This is a genomic window from Candidatus Nanopelagicales bacterium, from assembly GCA_018003655.1.
Taxonomy (GTDB): Bacteria; Actinomycetota; Actinomycetes; order S36-B12; family UBA10799; genus JAGNDY01.
Window position 1 is genome coordinate 1 of record JAGNDY010000049.1, and the last position, 16,490, is coordinate 16,490.

The window sequence follows — 16,490 nt, forward strand, 5'->3', positions numbered from 1 at the left end:
AATTCCGACGGCTCAATGCTGGTGTCCTACGACCTCACCGTCGAATTGGCAATCCCGATGATCGGGATGATCCGCCAGCGTGCCGAGAAGCGCATCGTCAAGTCCGCCTTGGGTGGCCTCAAAGTGCGCGTCGAACAGCTCGGCTGAAAGCCCCGGATGTCCGCGCGGCCACGCCATGTCTGAGCCCGACATGCCTGAGCACGATATGCCTGAGCCCGCCACGTCTGGGCCCGGTAACGCCGACCCACAGACTCCATTTCGTGCCAGCGCGCGCGAAGTCCGGGTGATCTTGTTCACCGGCAAGGGTGGGGTCGGCAAGACCACGATCGCGGCTGGTACCGCCGCGATGTGCGCGCGAGCTGGCCTGCGAACACTCGTTTTGTCCACTGATCCCGCTCATTCCCTGGCCGATGCGCTCGGCAGGCCGGATCCGACCGTGGCCGATGCGCCAGATCAAATTGACGACAACCTGTGGTCGCTGCATGTCGATGTCCGGGACCGCTTCGCTAAAGCATGGGGTGAGGTTCAGCGGTACCTGCTAGAGGTGCTCGACTCGGCCGGAGTCGATCCGATGGAGGCCGAGGAACTGACGGTGCTCCCCGGGGCGGAGGAAGTGCTCGCGCTGCTGGAAGTCCGCGAACGAGTTCGCAGCGGCAACTGGGAAGTGGTCATCGTTGATTGCGCACCGACCGCGGAGACGTTACGACTGCTGTCGCTGCCCGATGCGCTTCGCTGGTACATGGATCGCATCTGGCCGGCCGAACGGCGTGTGCTCGGAGTTCTGCGGCCGATCCTGCGCCGCGCAAGTGGGGTGCCCATGCCGCGGGACAGCGTCTTGGACGCCATCGAACACTTGCACGCCGACCTCAGCGATGTTCGGGAGATCCTCACCGGTGCTAGTGCGTCTGTTCGACTGGTGACCACGCCCGAGGCGGTCGTCTTCGCGGAGGCGCGCCGGACACTGACGTCGTTGTCGCTGTACGGCTACCGGGTTGACGGTGTGGTGGTCAATCGGATGTTCCCCGTCGACGACGCCGACGATTGGCGTGCCGGGTGGATCCGGTCCCAGGCCGTCCAGCTCGCCCGGATCGAGGCGGACTGTGACCCGCTGCCGGTCTGGCGCTCGGGCTACCGGGAGTCGGAGCCAGTGGGCGTTGAGCAGCTACTGGGGTTGGCACAAGATCTGTACCGGGGTGATGACCCAGCGCGAGTGCATCAGGTGCCTGAGCCGATGGTCGTCGAACGTAGGGGCGAGGAATTCCGGTTGTCGCTGGGCCTGCCCAACGTGGCGAGCGGGGACGTTGACCTCGGTCGGCGGGGTGACGAATTGGTCGTGACCGTTGGTCCGCATCGCCGCATCCTCTCGTTGCCGAGCGCCCTGAGACGATGTGTGGTGAGCAAGGCCCACGTCGACCACGGACGGCTTCTGATTGACTTCACCCCAGACGAATCGGTCTGGATGCGAAACCGCCGAAACTGACCACCCGAAGTTCGAAACGGAGAGCGAGCACAACCATGAGCGACGAGCGCGGTGAATCAGGGCAGCCTTGGTGGCACGAGACCCCCGACGAGCTAGACGACGAGAACCCAGCGGGTGTAGGAACTGCGGCGCAGGAGGCGGTCAAACTCGCCTCAGCGGTGGCCTCTTGGGCGAGCCGGAGCGGGCTGTCGGACACCATGCGCGGGATCGCCGAGCAGACTGCCAGCAGCGTCCGCGCAGCCGCAGCTCGCGCCGCCGCCGCGGGCCAGGACGCGGACGAACACGAACAGCCCGACGGCGAGACCGAAGACGCCGATGCGGCCGCCGGGGACGCCGACGAGGCAATTCTTGACGCTGAGCTGCTCGACGATGAGATCCTGGCTAGGGCGTTGGGCGATGACGCTGACGACGGCGAAGAGCCGCGGGTCATCTATGAGTCGACGTGCGACTACTGTCCCGTGTGCCAAGCGATGACGTTGCTGAGGACCGTGAGCCCGGAGGCAGCAGAGGGAATGGCCGAGGCGCTCGCTGCCGTCACAGATGCGGTCAAGCAGGCGGTTGAGGGCATGGCGACACACAGCGATTCAGGTCCCAAAGTCGAGCACATCCACGTCGACTAGTGCCGGTACACCCGACCGGTAACGCGACAGTGCCTTCGCGTCGCATACTCGCCTCGCCAGGGATAGCGTGAAACCCATGAGTCTGACCATCGGAATTGACATCGGCGGTACCAAGATTGCGGGCGGAGTCGTCGACGAGGACGGAACGGTGCTGCGCAACGAACGCCGCCGGACCCCTAGTCGCAGTCCCGAAGGCGTGGAAGCGGCGGTCATCGAGTTGGTCTTGGAGTTCAAAGCGGACTACGACGTCGAGGCCGTTGGCATTGGGGCCGCCGGGTTCGTCGACGAGAATCGATCCCGCGTGCTCTTGGCACCGAACCTGGGATGGGTCGATGAGCCGCTGCGGATGGCTATTCAAAGCAAGGTCGATCTGCCTGTCGTGGTGGAAAACGATGCCAACGCAGCGGCGTGGGGTGAGTTCAAGTTCGGTGGCACGGCGTTGGGGTCCGAGGTCGTCTGCGTCACCGTCGGCACTGGTATCGGTGGCGGACTGATCTTGGGCGGGCAGTTGTACCGAGGCGCGCACGGTATCGCCGCCGAACTCGGTCACCTAGGAGTCGAACCCGGTGGACGGTTGTGCGGCTGCGGGAACCGCGGGTGCTGGGAGCAATACGCCAGCGGCAACGCACTGGTTCGCGATGCTCGGCTATTGGCGGCGGAGCGAAGGCTTGAGGCCGAGGTGCTGCTGGACCTCGGAGATGGCACCCCTGAGGGTGTCGAAGGCCAACACATCACGCTGGCCGCTCGCAAGGGTGACCCCGTTGCGTTGGCTGCCTTTGACTCGTTGGCTCGGTGGCTCGGTACCGGCCTGGCGGACCTCGCGGCGATCCTGGACCCTGGTTGCTTCGTCATCGGTGGTGGCGTCAGTGAGGCTGGCGATTTGTTGCTCGGCGCTACACGCCGCGCATTTATCGCCTCGGTCTCGGGCCGGGATAACCGACCGATGCCGGAGATCGTGCTGGCGACGCTGGTAAATGAGGCTGGCCTGGTCGGTGCGGCCGATTTAGCGCGCTACCGCTAGCGAGCGGTGGAGTACCCCGGGACCAACTCGATCGCCAATTGCTCCAAGAACAAGCCAATATCGGTGACAACCCCAGTCGCCTGAGCGCTGCCACGATCCGCCAGTTTGGTAACCGTCGCCGGGTTAATGTCGACGCACACGAGCGGGATCGAGGCCGGCATGAGGTTGCCCGTCGCGATGGCGTGCAACATGGTCGCAACCATGACCGCGTAGCCGACGCCGGGGATCGCTGCCCGCATTGCTCGCTGGCCCTCCAACACGTCGGTGATGACGTCTGGCAATGGACCGTCATCGCGCACCGATCCAACCAGGACAAACTCCGATCCCGACTCGACGAGCGTGTGCATGATCCCCGATGGCAAGACGCCCTGCTCGACGGCCTGCTTGATCGAGCCCGCGGCGCGTATGCGGTTGATTGAGCGAATGTGGTGCTCGTGACCGTGGTCAACACCTGAACCACGGGACAGATCGACGCCCAACGAGGTTCCAAACATTGCTGACTCGATGTCATGAGTGGCCAGGGCATTGCCGGCGAAGAGCACGTCACACCACCCGGCGCGGATCAACGCGCACATTGCCGGGGCAGCACCGGTGTGAACGATCGCTGGTCCACCCACCCAAAGGATCTTCTTGCCGGCCTCCTTGGTCTCACGCATGCCGTCAGCGATCTTGCGCACCAGCAGCGCTTGTGGCTTTTCGCTGGAAACGACCGAGTTCATGAACTCAAAGACCGTCTCGTCCTTGTCAACGACCGGACGAGGAGCGATCTCTACCTTGACCCCCGCTGAGGTGACGATGACCTCTTCGCCCTGTTTGACGTCGGACATCGGCCGAATATGCACGCCGTCGGCATCGACGACGAGTCCGCAGTCCATCTCGGGGTTGGGGACTCGTAGCCACTTGCCGTTCAGTCGGACTTTGGTCTCCAGGTTGGTGCTGGAGTAGAACCCTTCCGGAAGAACGCCGTCTGCGGGGGCTGGCTCGGTGAGGACATCGGTATCCTCAACCGCGTTCGCGCCGTAGGTCTGGATCCGGGAGATTATCGATTCGAGTTTGTCGTCGTCGTCGTGGGTAACCGCGATGCGCGCCGACGAGAAGTCGGGCATTGCGCGACCAACGTCTAAATGCTCAAGGACGTAGTCTCCCTCGGAGGCGAGGATCTCGTCCAAGACCCTGCTGAGTGCGCCGCTGTTGAGGATGTGTCCGCGCATTTCGACGCGCTCAGTGCTAGCCATGAGCACACCGTAGTGGCTGGTTGCAGCTAAAGGACCGCGCCGTCGTCCCAGCCGTCGTCTTGTGGTGCACGATCCTTTGCGCGGACGAAGAGCGTGATGAAGCTAGCCGCAAAAACCACGACGCACACGGCGCCGACGATCGCTGGTTGGTAGGTCAGGAGGATGCCGACGATGACGTAGACGGTCGGTGCCCCAATGACGCCGACGATGGCTGCGCCCTTGATGGGATCGTCGAATCGAACGCGCGGAACCGCTGGCGGGACGAACCCATCCGGGTCGTGGTCAGACATCCGTGAAACCGGCCCGCTACTTCTTGGCAGGTTGGGCGGAGACCCGCTTCACGAAATCGACGCTGCCCTGGAAGATCAAGTCGGCATCGTTATCCAGGGTCGCGACGTGGTAGCTGTTGTGGAGGACAACTTCTTCTTTGTCGGTGCTGGAAACGTTGGCCAAGATCCAGGCCGTGTTCGAGGGCTCGACAACGTGATCGTCGGCGCTGCGGAAGACCAGGAGTGGCTGATCGACCTCGGTGATGTCGGACTTGACTGCGGACCAGAGGTGGGTCAGCGAGTACGCGGCCTTCAGTGGCAGCTTGGGGTAGCCGCCCTCGGTGACGTTCGGCTTCTTGATGTCGTCCACGATGCCGGGGAAGGAGGGAACGAATAGTCGCAAGACGGGCAGGAGGAAGCGGTCAGGTCGCTCGCTGTGAACCGCGGGGTTGACGACGACCAGGCCAGCAACGCCGTCGCCCTTCTCCTCGGCCAGTCGCAGCGCGAGTGATCCGCCCATCGACAGGCCCATCACGTAGACCTGTTCGCACTTGTCCGACAGTTCCCGGTAGGCGCGCTCAACCTCGGCGTACCAGTCCTGCCAGACGACGGAGTTCATGTCCTGCCAGCGGGTGCCGTGGCCTGGCAGACGCGGTGCGCGGACCGAGAAACCGGCGTCAGCCAGGGCTTGGGCCCACGGCTTGATGGACTTGGGCTGACCAGTGAATCCGTGACTGACGACAACGCCGATGGGGCCCTTGGCGTCGTGCGAGAACGGTTCAGCGTCGGGCAGAAGTGGCACAGCTTCTCCAGTTTGATCATGATGAAACGGGCGATTGGGGTCACGGAATGTTCGCACGCGACTGCGAACGTGTCCAACACCGGCTCAGAACGTGGCTCGGATGCCGGGGAGTTCGTTGCTCTGGCCTTGCCGCTGCCTTAGGCTGCATCTGTTGCGTCCGGGGTGTCCGGGTTCGCCCCCAGCCCGAGAGGAGCAGTTCGTGTTTTATTGGCTGCTCAAGTACATCTTCTTGGGCCCGATCCTCCGCCTGTTGTACCGCCCGCAGGTCACCGGACTGGAGAACGTCCCCAACGAGGGTCCGGTCATCCTCTCGATCAACCACAACTCCTTCATGGACTCGCTGTTTTTGCCATTGATGGTCAAGCGGCCAGTGACATTCCTCGCCAAGGACGAATACTTTGTGACTCCTGGCTTCAAGGGTTTCTGGATGAAGTTCTTCTTCACCAACGTCGGCCAGGTTCCGATCGACCGCTCCGGCGGCAATGCCAGCGAAGCAGCCCTGAATACCGGCGTCAGGGTGCTCAGCGGGGGCAACATGCTGGGTATATATCCCGAAGGCACCCGCACGCCGGACGGAAAGCTCTATCGCGGCCACACCGGAGTGGCGCGCATGGCGCTGGCAGCCAATGCGGTCGTCGTTCCCGTTGCGTTGCACAACACTCGGGAGGTCCAGCCCGCAGGCACCAAGATCCCTCGAGTCAAGAAGATCGGAATCAGCATCGGCAAGCCGTTGGACTTCAGCCGCTACGAGGGCATGGAAAACGATCGGTTCGTGCTGCGGTCCATGACCGACGAGATCATGTACGAGATCATGCAGCTGTCCGACCAGGAATACAGCGACATATACGCGAGCAAAGCCAAGACGCTCATAGCCGAGACCGGGTCGTCGGATCCCACGACGACCAAGCCAGCGACCGGTGAAGGTTCAGCCCCGACTGATTCTGAGGCTCCGGCGAGCGTCTGACAGTTGCCGATGGGCTGACAAGTTGTCCAATGGGTGCGTTCAAGTGCTCCGATGGTCAATACTCGAGAAATGAACGCGACCCAAATCCTCGCTGTCGTACTTGTGCTCATCGCCGCCGCCATTGAGGCACTGAGCAACGTCCTGCAACACAAAGCAGCGAATCTGTCCGGCAAGCCAGATTCCAGCGAGGCGGGCGCCGTCCTCCTGACCCTCAAACAGCCGTTGTTCATCCTCGGGTTCGCACTCATGGTGATCGGTTACGCGTTCCACGTCGCATCACTGGGATTCGGCAACCTAGCCGTCATCCAAGTAATCTTCGTCACGCAACTGGTATTCATCCTTCCGTTTGCCATGTGGATCAGCAAGACGCACATCGCCCGCAGTGACTGGCTCGGAGCAATCGTCGTCACTGTCGGGATCGCGGTCTTCGTCACGTTTGCCAAGCCCAGCAAGGGAGTCGAGGTCGCCAGTAACGCCAAGTGGTTCACCGCCATCGCCGTGGTCGGTCTGCTGTGCGCGTTGGTGATCGTGATCGGCTACCGAATGACCGGTGGGGTCCGCGCGGCGTTGCTCGGTGTTTCCGGAGGTCTGATCAACGGGTTGGTGGCGCCGCTGACGCAGGGGACCATCACCTCGGCAAAGGGCGGCCTCGGGGCACTGTTCGGCAGTTGGCTGATCTATGTCACGCTGATTGCTGCACTGCTCGGGGTGCTATTCCCGCTGATGGCGTTTCGCGCCGGCCCGATCACGGCCTCATTCCCAGCTGTCATGTCGCTGAATCCGATCACCGCGACTCTGCTCGGGATGTTCCTGTTCAACCAAGTCCTGCAGGGCGGTTTCTTCAACATCCTCATGATGGTGATCAGCGCGATCGCGATCTTTATCGGCATCGTATGGCTGTCGCGCTCCAGGGCGATCTCCGACGCATTCCAGGAAGCCGAGCACGGGAAGGTCGGCGGTACGACCGAGAGCGCTACCTTGCTGTAACGCTCCCTGAACTCGCCCCAGATCGCTGCGCTGAGCGCAAAGTCTCACCTGCTCCAATCCCGACGACCGCTGCCAGCAGGCCGACCACCAGGCCAGCGAATACGTCCGTCAGCCAGTGAGCTCCCAAGTACAACCGACTGCCGGCCACCAGACCGCAGAGCGACACGCTGCCGGTGACCAGTGCGATCCGCCATGTGGTGGGCACTCGCGGGACACCCCACCAAAGCAGGACGGTCAGTGCGGCAACGATGACGGCCACATGCGCCGATGGGAACGATGAGCTTGCCTCTGGGCTCACTGCCCACGCCGCAGGCGGCCGATTGCGCGCGAATGCCGCCTTTCCCACGAATGATGCGAACGCCGCCAGTCCGACAGCGGTCATCAACGACAAGGCACCGAATCCGTCGTGGGCTTTGCGCCAGATGAATGCCGCCGCTATGAGGCACAAAGTCAGCACTAAGACCGGTTCGGTGATCGCGCTGATGACCTCCATAGCCGAGGTCGACGCGCCGGTTCTCACTCCAACGATGCCGCTGGCGATCGGACGATCCAGGGCGGTCAACGTGTCGTCCTCGGTGACGTCGTCGGCGGCCTTGGCCAGTACCAACAACAGGACCAGCGCGATCACACTGGTGATAGTCAGGACTAGCCACGATGCTCGCAACCCCCGCACCAGCGTGGTCCTCATCTGCGTCACGGCCGAATCCTCTCTCGGAGGCGTTTGCGTCGTGACGAGCGGTACGCGAAGGTAGGTCATCCCACGAGCCTGATGGAACAAACCTGACTAAGACCTGACCCTCTGCGATCCGGCTTGAGCCGCAGGTTGGGGCACGCGTAGCGTCGCAGCCGTGAATCCCGCCGTCAGTGCCGTGCGCGTAGCCGTCGTCGAGGACGACCGGGGTCTTCGTGAGTCGTTGCGCCGCGGACTCGCGATTGAAGGCTTCAACGTTTCCGCCGCAGCCACCGGCGGGGAGTTTCTTGACATGCTGAAGCGAATCACGGTCGACGTGATGGTGATCGATATTGGGTTGCCGGACTCGGATGGCCGCGACGTCGCCCTGGCCGCGCGTGTGGGCGGTTGTGGTGCACCCGTGCTGTTCTTGACCGCCCGCAGTTCAGTTGGAGATCGGCTGGCAGGTTTTAGCGCGGGAGCGGACGACTACGTCATCAAACCTTTTGTGTTCGAGGAACTCGTTGCCCGGATCCGCGCGCTGGCTCGCCGAGCGAGCGCCGACACTGCTGAGATTCGACTCGGGACCGCCGTGCTCAATCCCGCAACGATGTCGCTGGAACACCCGGATGGCAGTGTCACGCTCACGCCGATCGAGTTTCGCCTGATCGCCACTTTGGCCTGCTCCGAGGGTGTTGTGCGTCGAGCTGACTTGATGCGTGCTGGCTGGCCTGGCGGATCATTTGCTTCCGAGAACACGCTGGACTCTTACGTAGCCAGAGTCCGTCGCAAGCTCGCAAATCTGCCAGACGTACCACCGATCAGGACCGTGCACCGGGTGGGGTACCAGTTCTGATGAGGCTGGGGCACCTCCGCAACATCAGCCTGCGACGCCGGGTCATGGCAGCAACCGGGCTCGCCGTGTTGGTGGTCGTTGTCCTGCTGGTTTTAGGGGCGACCTACCTCATCGATTCGGCGCTGGATCGCGATGCCAACCAGACCCTGCGTGACCGTACCGACGCAGCACTATCGATCATGAGTGTGACCAACGGCAAACTCGATGTCGAAGAACCGCCTTCGAACTCTCCGTTGGACGAGAACACTTGGATCTACGCGAATGGCCAGTTGGTTGCTGGCGGCAGGTCGAGTCCTGCGGTAAGGCGCCAAGTCGTAAAGCTCGCAGATGTCACGGACACCGTGGTGGTGGAGCTCCCGGAAGCCAACACGTTGGTGAGGGCAGCGCCCTACATTGCCGACGGAAACCAGTACGCGACGGTGGTCTCCACGTTGTCCTTGGTTCCTTACCAACACACGGAACGCATTGCCATGTTGGCGTTGTCTGGAGTCGGAGTGTTCGGTGTGATCGGATCCGTACTGCTCGCGGCGATTCTGGTACGCGTTGCACTGCGCCCGGTGGCTGAAATGACATCCCAGGCCGGCACCTGGAGTGACTCGGCAGCGCACAACCGATTCGATCCCGGCAGGACGGACGACGAGATCGCCGGTCTGGCAGTCACTCTCAATAGCCTGCTCGATCGACTGAGTGCTGCGAGTCTGCACGAGCAGCGCTTCACCGCGGAGGTCGCACACGAACTGCGCACACCATTGACGACGCTGCTCAATGAGGCATCGATCGCCCACAATCACGCGAGCAATTTTGAACAAGCGCAGCAAGCTTTGGATGCCGTTCGCGGCGAGGCATTGCGGATGAGCGGGATTATCGACACCTTGATGGCCATGGCCGAGCGGGAGGCAGGGCCGCTGGTGTCGTCGTGTGATCTCTCGCGCGAACTCGGGGAATCGGCGCGAAGTTGGCGGGCGCAAGCCGAGCGGTCAGGCCGTTACCTTGACCTGAGGGTTGCCCCGGTGCCCTTGCGAGTGGGAGTGGACGCTGAGTACCTCAATCGGGTGATTAGTCCGGTCATCGACAATGCCGTCGCCCACGCTCGGTCGGTGGTAACGATTGCCGTTCAGCGGTCCAGCGGTATGGCCGCAGTGACAGTGACCGACGACGGTGACGGGGTGGCGAGCGATCAGGTTGAAGCGGTCTTCGAGCCGGGATACCGCATTGCGGAGCAATCACCGCGCCGCGGAGCGGGACTTGGGCTGCCGCTCGCGCGGCGGCTGGCTCGGGGCGCCGGGGGAGACGTCTTCTGCGAGCCTGGTCAACCGACGACCTTCGTCATCCGGTTGCCATCGATCGAATAGTTGACACCGCGGGTCCAGTTCACGGTCAGGTTTGGACCGCCAAGGTAGTCAGGCGCTAGTCAGGATTCTGGTCCTACGGTCATCAACATGACCACAGCAAACATCTCCGACACAGCAAGTTCGACGCGGCCCCGCACCGCTTTCACAGGGCGCCAAATGCTGAACAAAGTGCCAGAGATCACCGTCTACTTCTGGGTAATCAAGATCTTGTGCACCACGGTCGGTGAGACGGCCGCCGACTACATCAACAGCACTCTGGGCTTGGGCCTGACCAACACCACTTACATCATGGGTGCGCTGCTCGCCGTTGCGCTGGTGGCCCAGTTCTGGGTGCGCCGCTATATCGCGTCCATCTACTGGATTGCTGTTGTGTTGATCAGCGTGGTGGGCACATTGATCACCGACAACCTGACAGACAACTTTGGTGTCAGTCTGGTCACGTCCACCATCATCTTCAGTGTTGCGTTGGCGGCCACGTTCGCCGTGTGGTTTGGGTTCGAGAAGACCCTGTCGATCCATACGATCATGACAACCCGCCGCGAGGCGTTCTACTGGCTTGCGGTGCTGTTTACCTTCGCTTTGGGAACGGCCGGCGGAGATCTCCTAGCTGAACGCTTGGATGTCGGCTACGAAGCGTCGCTGGTCATCTTCTCGGGCGCGATCATCTTGGTCTACTTCCTGAACTACCAGTTCAAGCTCAACTCGATTGTCGCCTTCTGGCTTGCCTACATTTTGACGCGCCCACTAGGCGCGACCCTCGGTGACTTCATGTCTCAGAAGAGCAAGAACGGCGGTTTGGGACTCGGTACGCAGATCACCAGTCTGGTCTTTTTGGCCATCATCGTGGTCGTTGTCATCTTCCTCGTGGTCACCAAGGTGGACAAACAGATGCCGCAACCTGGTATCGCCCTCCCGCCGCGCGAGCGCGGACCCGAAGAGAGGGGTCGGGTGCTCGTGGTTACCAACAAGACGGCGGCGACGGACGCACTTGTTGACGCGGTCCGGGATCGGGCAGCGGCGAGCCCGGTCTCATTCTTCATGCTGGTGCCCAACCCTGCCCACCTCGCATTCGATCGGGCGAGCCATGACACGGGCGCCGGTGCTGTGCTGCTAGCAGAGGCGTTGCCTGCCCTCGAACAGGCGACCGAATCAGCTATTCAGGGCAGGGTCGCTGCCAGCCCCAATGCCTTTGACGACATAGTGGCCGAACTGAACTCCGACGACTATTCAGAAGTGATCATCGAGACGCCTCCGAGTCACATGACCCATTGGCTCCATATTGATCTACCCGAACGTATCCAGCAATTCGGCTACCCCGTAACAGTCGTGAGTGCGGCAGATCGCGACTGACGAGTGCGCCCGGCATGGTCCTCCAGCTGTGCCGGGCGCACTCACCTTGGTTCAGCCGGGGCGTAGGTCGATCGTCACCCGTCAGTTGTAGCGGGCCTCGACGCCGCGGGATTCGCCGTGATTGTCCACCGCCCAGCGCAGATCGCTAAGGAAGTCGTCGGCGTATTGGCCATGCAATGGCGAGATCATCATGTGCAGGCCATTGGGGTTGGTGTTGCGGTCCATATTCCAGCCACGATCGTCCATCAGGTCGCAAACGGCGTACGTGTCGATGGTCTCTGAGGTGAAGGACAGCAGCGGACCGATCGGGTTGCCCATGATCGACAGTTGCGGAATGGCTTCGATGCCTGCGCGGAGCTTGTCGGTGGTGGCCATCAGTCCACGCATCAGTTCGAGATAGCCCTCCATGCCCAGATAGTTCATGACTGCCCAGGCCGCCGCGATCGGTGAGGCGGGACGGGCTCCAGCAACAGTGGGCGTCCCGTAGAGCCCAGACGGCCAATCGACGTAGAGGAAGTACTGGTGTCCGATCCATTCTGATTTGCGGTGCAAGATCACCGACGCGCCTTTGGTGGTGTAGCCGTACTTGTGCACGTCGCAGGACATCTCGGTGACCCCGGGCACCCGGAAGTCGTAGCCCGGTACGTCGTAGCCGAGCCGTTCAAGGAACGGCAACACGAATGCGCCGATGCACGTGTCGCTGTGGAATCCAATGTCTCGTTCCAGGGCGATGCTGGCCAGGTCTTCGATCGGATCCATCACGCCGTGTGGGTAGCCGTAGGCCGAACCCATCATGAGCACGGTGTTGTCATCGACCGCGTTGGCAATCGCGTCGACGTCGGCGATGTAGCCGTCGGTCAACGGTATGGGCCGGGCCTCCAGTTCAAGGTAATGCGCGGCCTTGGCGAACGCAGCGTGTGCTGACGCGGGGTAGACGATGTTGCCCTTTGCGGGCTCGATGCCCCGCTCCTGCTGAGCCCGGTCACGGTTGACGAGCACCGACATCAGGATCGACTCCGAGCCGCCACTGGCCATGGTGCCGCCACCGTCGGCGGGAAGATTGACCAATGCCCCTGTCATCCCGACGACCTCGGACTCCATCTGTTGCAGACTCGGGAACCTGATCGGATTGAGTGCGTTCTCGTAGAGGTAGACCTCGTTGGCCTGCATGAGGACGTCGTCGATGTCCTCCCGGCCGGTCGGATAGATCAGGCTGAAAGTCTTGCCCTCGCGCCACTTGGCGTCTGCGGACTTGCGCTCCAGCATCGTCTCGAACAGTTGCTCGCGGGCGACTCCGTGGCTTGGCAGTTCCATGTCATTGTCCTTTGGTTGCAACGTGTTCAGGTTCGCTCCTGAACCTAGCCGAGTGTTGCTCTGTCGGAAAGCCGAACTACGTCGAAACGGCCGTGGCCCAGCCCTTGGTGCGTTCCACTGCGACCCGCCAACGGCGATGTGCGTGCTCATCGCGCGGTTGCGGCGCAAAGGTGGCATCCGAGCGCCAGGTCGCGGCCAGCTCTTCTTGGTTGGCCCACAGCCCGGTGCCAAGGCCAGCCAGGAAAGCCGCACCAAGGCCGGTGGTCTCCAGAATCTCGCTGCGTACGACGGGCACGCGCACCTGGTTGGCCTGGATCTGGCACAGGAAGTTGTTGGCCGCCGCGCCCCCGTCGACGGTCAGCCGGGGCAACTCGATGTCCGCCTCGTTCGTCATCACATCGACCACATCGCGAACCTCGAAGGCGATGGCCTCAAGTGTCGCCCGGACGATGTGGGCCTTCGTGGCGCCGCGCGTGAGCCCGAAGATCGCACCGCGAGCGTTCGGATCCCAATCGGGCGCTCCGAGCCCGGTCAGCGCCGGAACGAACACCACACCGGCCGAGTTGGGAACGCTATTGGCGAGTTCTTCGGTCTCCGAGGCCGACTCGATGATCTGTAGGCCGTCGCGCAACCACTGCACCGCTGCACCAGTCACGAAGATCGCTCCCTCAAGGGCATATGTGAGCGTTCCATCCGGATGCTTCCAGGCGACGGTGCTCAACAGACCCGCATCGGAGCGCACGATGGTGTCTGCGGTGTTGACCAGGACGAACGAACCGGTTCCGTAGGTGCATTTGCTGGATCCGGTGGCGAATCCCGCTTGGCCAAACAGCGCCGCTTGCTGATCACCGGCGATGCCGGCAATCGGAAGCTCAAGTCCGGCGAACGCACTTGGGTCGGTGGTCGCGACGACGCCATACGAGGGCACCACCTCTGGCAGTGCTTCCACCGGGACCCCGAACAGGTCGCAAAGTTCTTGGCTCCACTCGCCGGTGCTGATGTCGAAGAGCAAGGTTCGGCAGGCGTTTGATGCGTCGGTGATGTGACTGACTCCGCGGGTCATTCGGGCAATCAAATACGAATCGACCGTTCCGATCGCGGTGCGGCCTTCGGTGACTCCGGCCCAGACATTCGGCTCCTGCTTGCGGATCCAGGCAAGCTTGCTGCCCGAGAAGTAGGGATCAAGGCGCAAACCGGTCAGTTCCGAGACCCGGGCCTCGTGTCCGTCGGCCTTGAGCTGGTCGCAGTAGCCCGCTGTGCGCCGGTCTTGCCAGACGATGGCCATCCGAGCGGCACCGAGGGTCTCGCGATCCCACAGCACAACCGTCTCACGTTGGTTGGTGATTCCGACGGCGGTAGGCGCGCCGTGCTCAGTCACAGCCTCGGACTTGAGCACCTCATCGAGTGCAGAGAGGGTGGCCGTCCAAATCTCGTTGGGGTCGTGTTCCACCCAGCCATCGGCAGGGAAGTGTTGCGGAAACTCCGAATAGCCGCGGGCAACGACCCGCGCATCCGCGCTGACCAACAGCGCGGTCACCCCAGTGGTGCCAGCATCGATAGCGAGAATTGTCATGGCGTGAACCTACCGATCGCCCGTGTTGCTTCGCGTCGCCAATGCTCCGTTTGCGGCCAACGGTCCTTCACCGGGTCGACAATGATCGATCGGGCCTTGGCGTGTGTCGGCTCAAACTGGCTAGGCTGCTCGCATGACTGTTCGCAAAGTTGCCATGTTGACCGCCGGTGGACTCGCCCCGTGCCTTTCGTCTGCAGTGGGGGGCTTGATTACCCGCTACACCGACCTTGATCCATCAATCGAGTTGATCGCCTACCAAGACGGCTACGACGGACTGCTGCGCGGTCGTTCGATCGAGATCAGCGATGAGGTACGCGCGCAGGCATCCCGGCTGCACCGCTTCGGCGGCAGCCCAATCGGTAACAGTCGCGTCAAACTCACCAACGTTGACGACTGCGTCGCGCGTGGACTGGTGCAGGAGGGGCAGGACCCCCTCAAGGAAGCCGCCGACCAGTTGACCCGCGACGGTGTTGACGTGCTGCACACCATCGGGGGCGACGACACCAACACCACGGCAGCGGACTTGGCCGCCTACCTGCATGAACATGGTTATGAGCTCACCGTCGTCGGGTTACCCAAGACCGTCGACAACGACGTCTTCCCAATTGCCCAGTCACTCGGGGCCTGGACAGCGGCAGAACAGGGCGCGATCTTCGCCCGCAACGTGATCGCTGAGCACACTGCAAATCCGCGCTCGCTGGTTATCCACGAGGTCATGGGTCGGGGCTGCGGCTGGCTGACCGCCGCGACGAGTAGGGAGTACCGAAAGTGGCTCGACACCCGCGAGTGGGTGCCCGGTATCGGCACGGATCGAGCGCACTGGGACATTCACGCAATCTTCATTCCGGAGCGCGAGTTCGATATGGCAGAAGAGGCCCAGCGCCTGCGCAAAGTCATGGACGAGACCGGAAACGTCAATATCTTCCTGTCCGAAGGTGCCGGAGTCAGTCAAGTTGTCGCCGAGTTGGAAGCGGCCGGTGAACCCGTCCCCAAGGATGCTTTCGGCCATGTGAAGCTGGACAAGATCAACCCCGGACAGTGGTTCGGCCATCAATTCGCCGACATGCTCAGCGCCGAGAAGACCCAGGTGTTCAAGAGTGGGTACTTCGCGCGGTCAGCGGCATCGAACGTCGACGACCTGCGGCTCATCCAATCGTGCACCGACTTGGCGGTTGAGTGTGCGCTGCGCGGCGAGGGCGGCGTCATCGGTCACGACGAGGATCAAGGTGGGTTGCTGCGCTCGATCGAGTTCCCCCGGATTCGCGGCGGCAAGCCGTTCGACATTGAGACGGACTGGTTCACCGCGATGCTCGAAGATATCGGCCAGCCATAGCGCCGTGGGGCTGATTACAAGGCCCTTACGGCAACGGAGGACGCTCGCCATCTGGTCAGATCGTCCTTACGCTGTCATCCGTGAGCGGGATTCTGGTCGTCGACGACGACGCGACCGTGGGTGAGGTTCTGCTCAGCTACCTGGATCGCGCCGCGCTTGTCGGCCGGCATGTGGCCAGCGCAGAAGGCTTACCCGAGTTGATCGCATCGATGGACCCTGACCTGCTCGTCCTCGACGTGATGTTGCCAGACGCAGATGGCATTGACCTGTGCGCCGACGTTCGGGCGAACCATCCCGGCTTACCGGTGATCTTGCTGACGGCCCGGTCGGAGGAGATCGATCGAATCGCCGGACTATCGGCCGGAGCGGACGACTATGTCGTCAAGCCGTTCAGTCCGCGAGAACTGGTACTGCGGATCCAGTCGGTGCTCCGTCGCTCGACTGCGCCCGCCCGTAGCAACGAGTCCGCCGACGAGGTCATTCGAGATGGCGACCTGACAATTGATCTTGGATCTCGGCGAGTCGCACGCGGCACGGCAGAACTCGCCCTGACAGTCCGCGAGTTCGATCTGCTTGCCCACCTGCTGGCTAACCCCGGCCGGGCGCTATCTCGTGACGAACTGGTGCGAGATGTCTGGGACTGGGACTTCGGTGACCGCTCCAC

The 16,490-nt window shown here is 62.5% G+C and carries 16 protein-coding genes; 10 read left to right on the plus strand and 6 right to left on the minus strand.

The features are described 5' to 3' along the window. The first annotated feature begins 190 nt into the window (after window positions 1-190). From KAZ48_07730 to KAZ48_07740, 3 genes are all read left to right on the plus strand, one after another. On the plus strand, window positions 191-1,480 hold the full coding sequence (locus KAZ48_07730) for an ArsA family ATPase (GenBank protein MBP7972675.1): 1,290 nt from the start codon (window positions 191-193) through the stop codon (window positions 1,478-1,480). Window positions 1,481-1,515: 35 nt separating this feature from the next. Beyond that, entirely contained in the window at window positions 1,516-2,100 is a 585-nt protein-coding gene (locus KAZ48_07735; protein ID MBP7972676.1) for a hypothetical protein, read from the plus strand. Window positions 2,101-2,176: 76 nt separating this feature from the next. Then, window positions 2,177-3,121, plus strand: a complete 945-nt coding sequence (locus tag KAZ48_07740; GenBank protein ID MBP7972677.1) for an ROK family glucokinase — start codon at window positions 2,177-2,179, stop codon at window positions 3,119-3,121. On the opposite strand, the gene KAZ48_07745 is transcribed toward KAZ48_07740, so the two are convergent. The 3 genes from KAZ48_07745 to KAZ48_07755 are packed head-to-tail and all read right to left on the minus strand — an operon-like array spanning window position 3,118 to window position 5,427. Beyond that, window positions 3,118-4,356 carry a TIGR00300 family protein gene (locus KAZ48_07745; GenBank protein ID MBP7972678.1) on the minus strand — a complete coding sequence of 413 codons (1,239 nt, stop codon included), beginning with the start codon at window positions 4,354-4,356 and terminating at the stop codon, window positions 3,118-3,120. The two genes, KAZ48_07740 and KAZ48_07745, sit on opposite strands and share 4 nt — an antisense overlap. Window positions 4,357-4,382: 26 nt before the next feature. After that, entirely contained in the window at window positions 4,383-4,646 is a 264-nt protein-coding gene (locus KAZ48_07750; protein MBP7972679.1) for a hypothetical protein, read from the minus strand. A gap of 16 nt (window positions 4,647-4,662) precedes the next feature. Further along, window positions 4,663-5,427, minus strand: a complete 765-nt coding sequence (locus KAZ48_07755) for an alpha/beta fold hydrolase (protein MBP7972680.1) — start codon at window positions 5,425-5,427, stop codon at window positions 4,663-4,665. A gap of 100 nt (window positions 5,428-5,527) precedes the next feature. On the opposite strand from KAZ48_07755, the gene KAZ48_07760 reads away from it, so the two are divergent. Next, window positions 5,528-6,391 (plus strand): 1-acyl-sn-glycerol-3-phosphate acyltransferase, encoded by an 864-nt coding sequence (locus tag KAZ48_07760; protein MBP7972681.1) that lies wholly within the window; start codon window positions 5,528-5,530, stop codon window positions 6,389-6,391. Between the two features lie 69 nt (window positions 6,392-6,460). Next, complete coding sequence (locus KAZ48_07765) at window positions 6,461-7,378, plus strand: DMT family transporter (GenBank protein ID MBP7972682.1); 918 nt, start codon at window positions 6,461-6,463, stop codon at window positions 7,376-7,378. On the opposite strand, the gene KAZ48_07770 is transcribed toward KAZ48_07765, so the two are convergent. Beyond that, on the minus strand, window positions 7,365-8,075 hold the full coding sequence (locus KAZ48_07770; GenBank protein ID MBP7972683.1) for a phosphatase PAP2 family protein: 711 nt from the start codon (window positions 8,073-8,075) through the stop codon (window positions 7,365-7,367). The genes KAZ48_07765 and KAZ48_07770 overlap by 14 nt on opposite strands. Before the next feature lie 151 nt (window positions 8,076-8,226). On the opposite strand from KAZ48_07770, the gene KAZ48_07775 reads away from it, so the two are divergent. From KAZ48_07775 to KAZ48_07785, 3 genes are all read left to right on the plus strand, one after another. Further along, window positions 8,227-8,904: a response regulator transcription factor gene (locus tag KAZ48_07775; protein ID MBP7972684.1), complete on the plus strand. Its 678-nt coding sequence runs from the start codon at window positions 8,227-8,229 to the stop codon at window positions 8,902-8,904. Then, window positions 8,904-10,256 carry a HAMP domain-containing histidine kinase gene (locus KAZ48_07780; GenBank protein MBP7972685.1) on the plus strand — a complete coding sequence of 451 codons (1,353 nt, stop codon included), beginning with the start codon at window positions 8,904-8,906 and terminating at the stop codon, window positions 10,254-10,256. The genes KAZ48_07775 and KAZ48_07780 overlap by 1 nt, the downstream gene beginning before the upstream one ends. Window positions 10,257-10,343: 87 nt before the next feature. Then, window positions 10,344-11,606 carry a hypothetical protein gene (locus KAZ48_07785; GenBank protein MBP7972686.1) on the plus strand — a complete coding sequence of 421 codons (1,263 nt, stop codon included), beginning with the start codon at window positions 10,344-10,346 and terminating at the stop codon, window positions 11,604-11,606. A gap of 81 nt (window positions 11,607-11,687) precedes the next feature. Here the strand turns inward: KAZ48_07785 and KAZ48_07790 are convergent, their stop codons facing one another. Both KAZ48_07790 and glpK read right to left on the minus strand, forming a co-directional pair. Beyond that, entirely contained in the window at window positions 11,688-12,920 is a 1,233-nt protein-coding gene (locus KAZ48_07790) for an aspartate aminotransferase family protein (GenBank protein MBP7972687.1), read from the minus strand. Between the two features lie 76 nt (window positions 12,921-12,996). Then, window positions 12,997-14,493 (minus strand): glycerol kinase GlpK, encoded by a 1,497-nt coding sequence (gene glpK / locus KAZ48_07795; protein ID MBP7972688.1) that lies wholly within the window; start codon window positions 14,491-14,493, stop codon window positions 12,997-12,999. Between the two features lie 133 nt (window positions 14,494-14,626). On the opposite strand from glpK, the gene KAZ48_07800 reads away from it, so the two are divergent. Together KAZ48_07800 and KAZ48_07805 are read left to right on the plus strand one after the other, a co-directional pair. Continuing rightward, window positions 14,627-15,826: a pyrophosphate--fructose-6-phosphate 1-phosphotransferase gene (locus tag KAZ48_07800; protein ID MBP7972689.1), complete on the plus strand. Its 1,200-nt coding sequence runs from the start codon at window positions 14,627-14,629 to the stop codon at window positions 15,824-15,826. 80 nt (window positions 15,827-15,906) lie between these two features. Further along, window positions 15,907-16,490: response regulator transcription factor (locus KAZ48_07805; GenBank protein MBP7972690.1), on the plus strand; the 584-nt coding region annotated here is incomplete at its 3' end.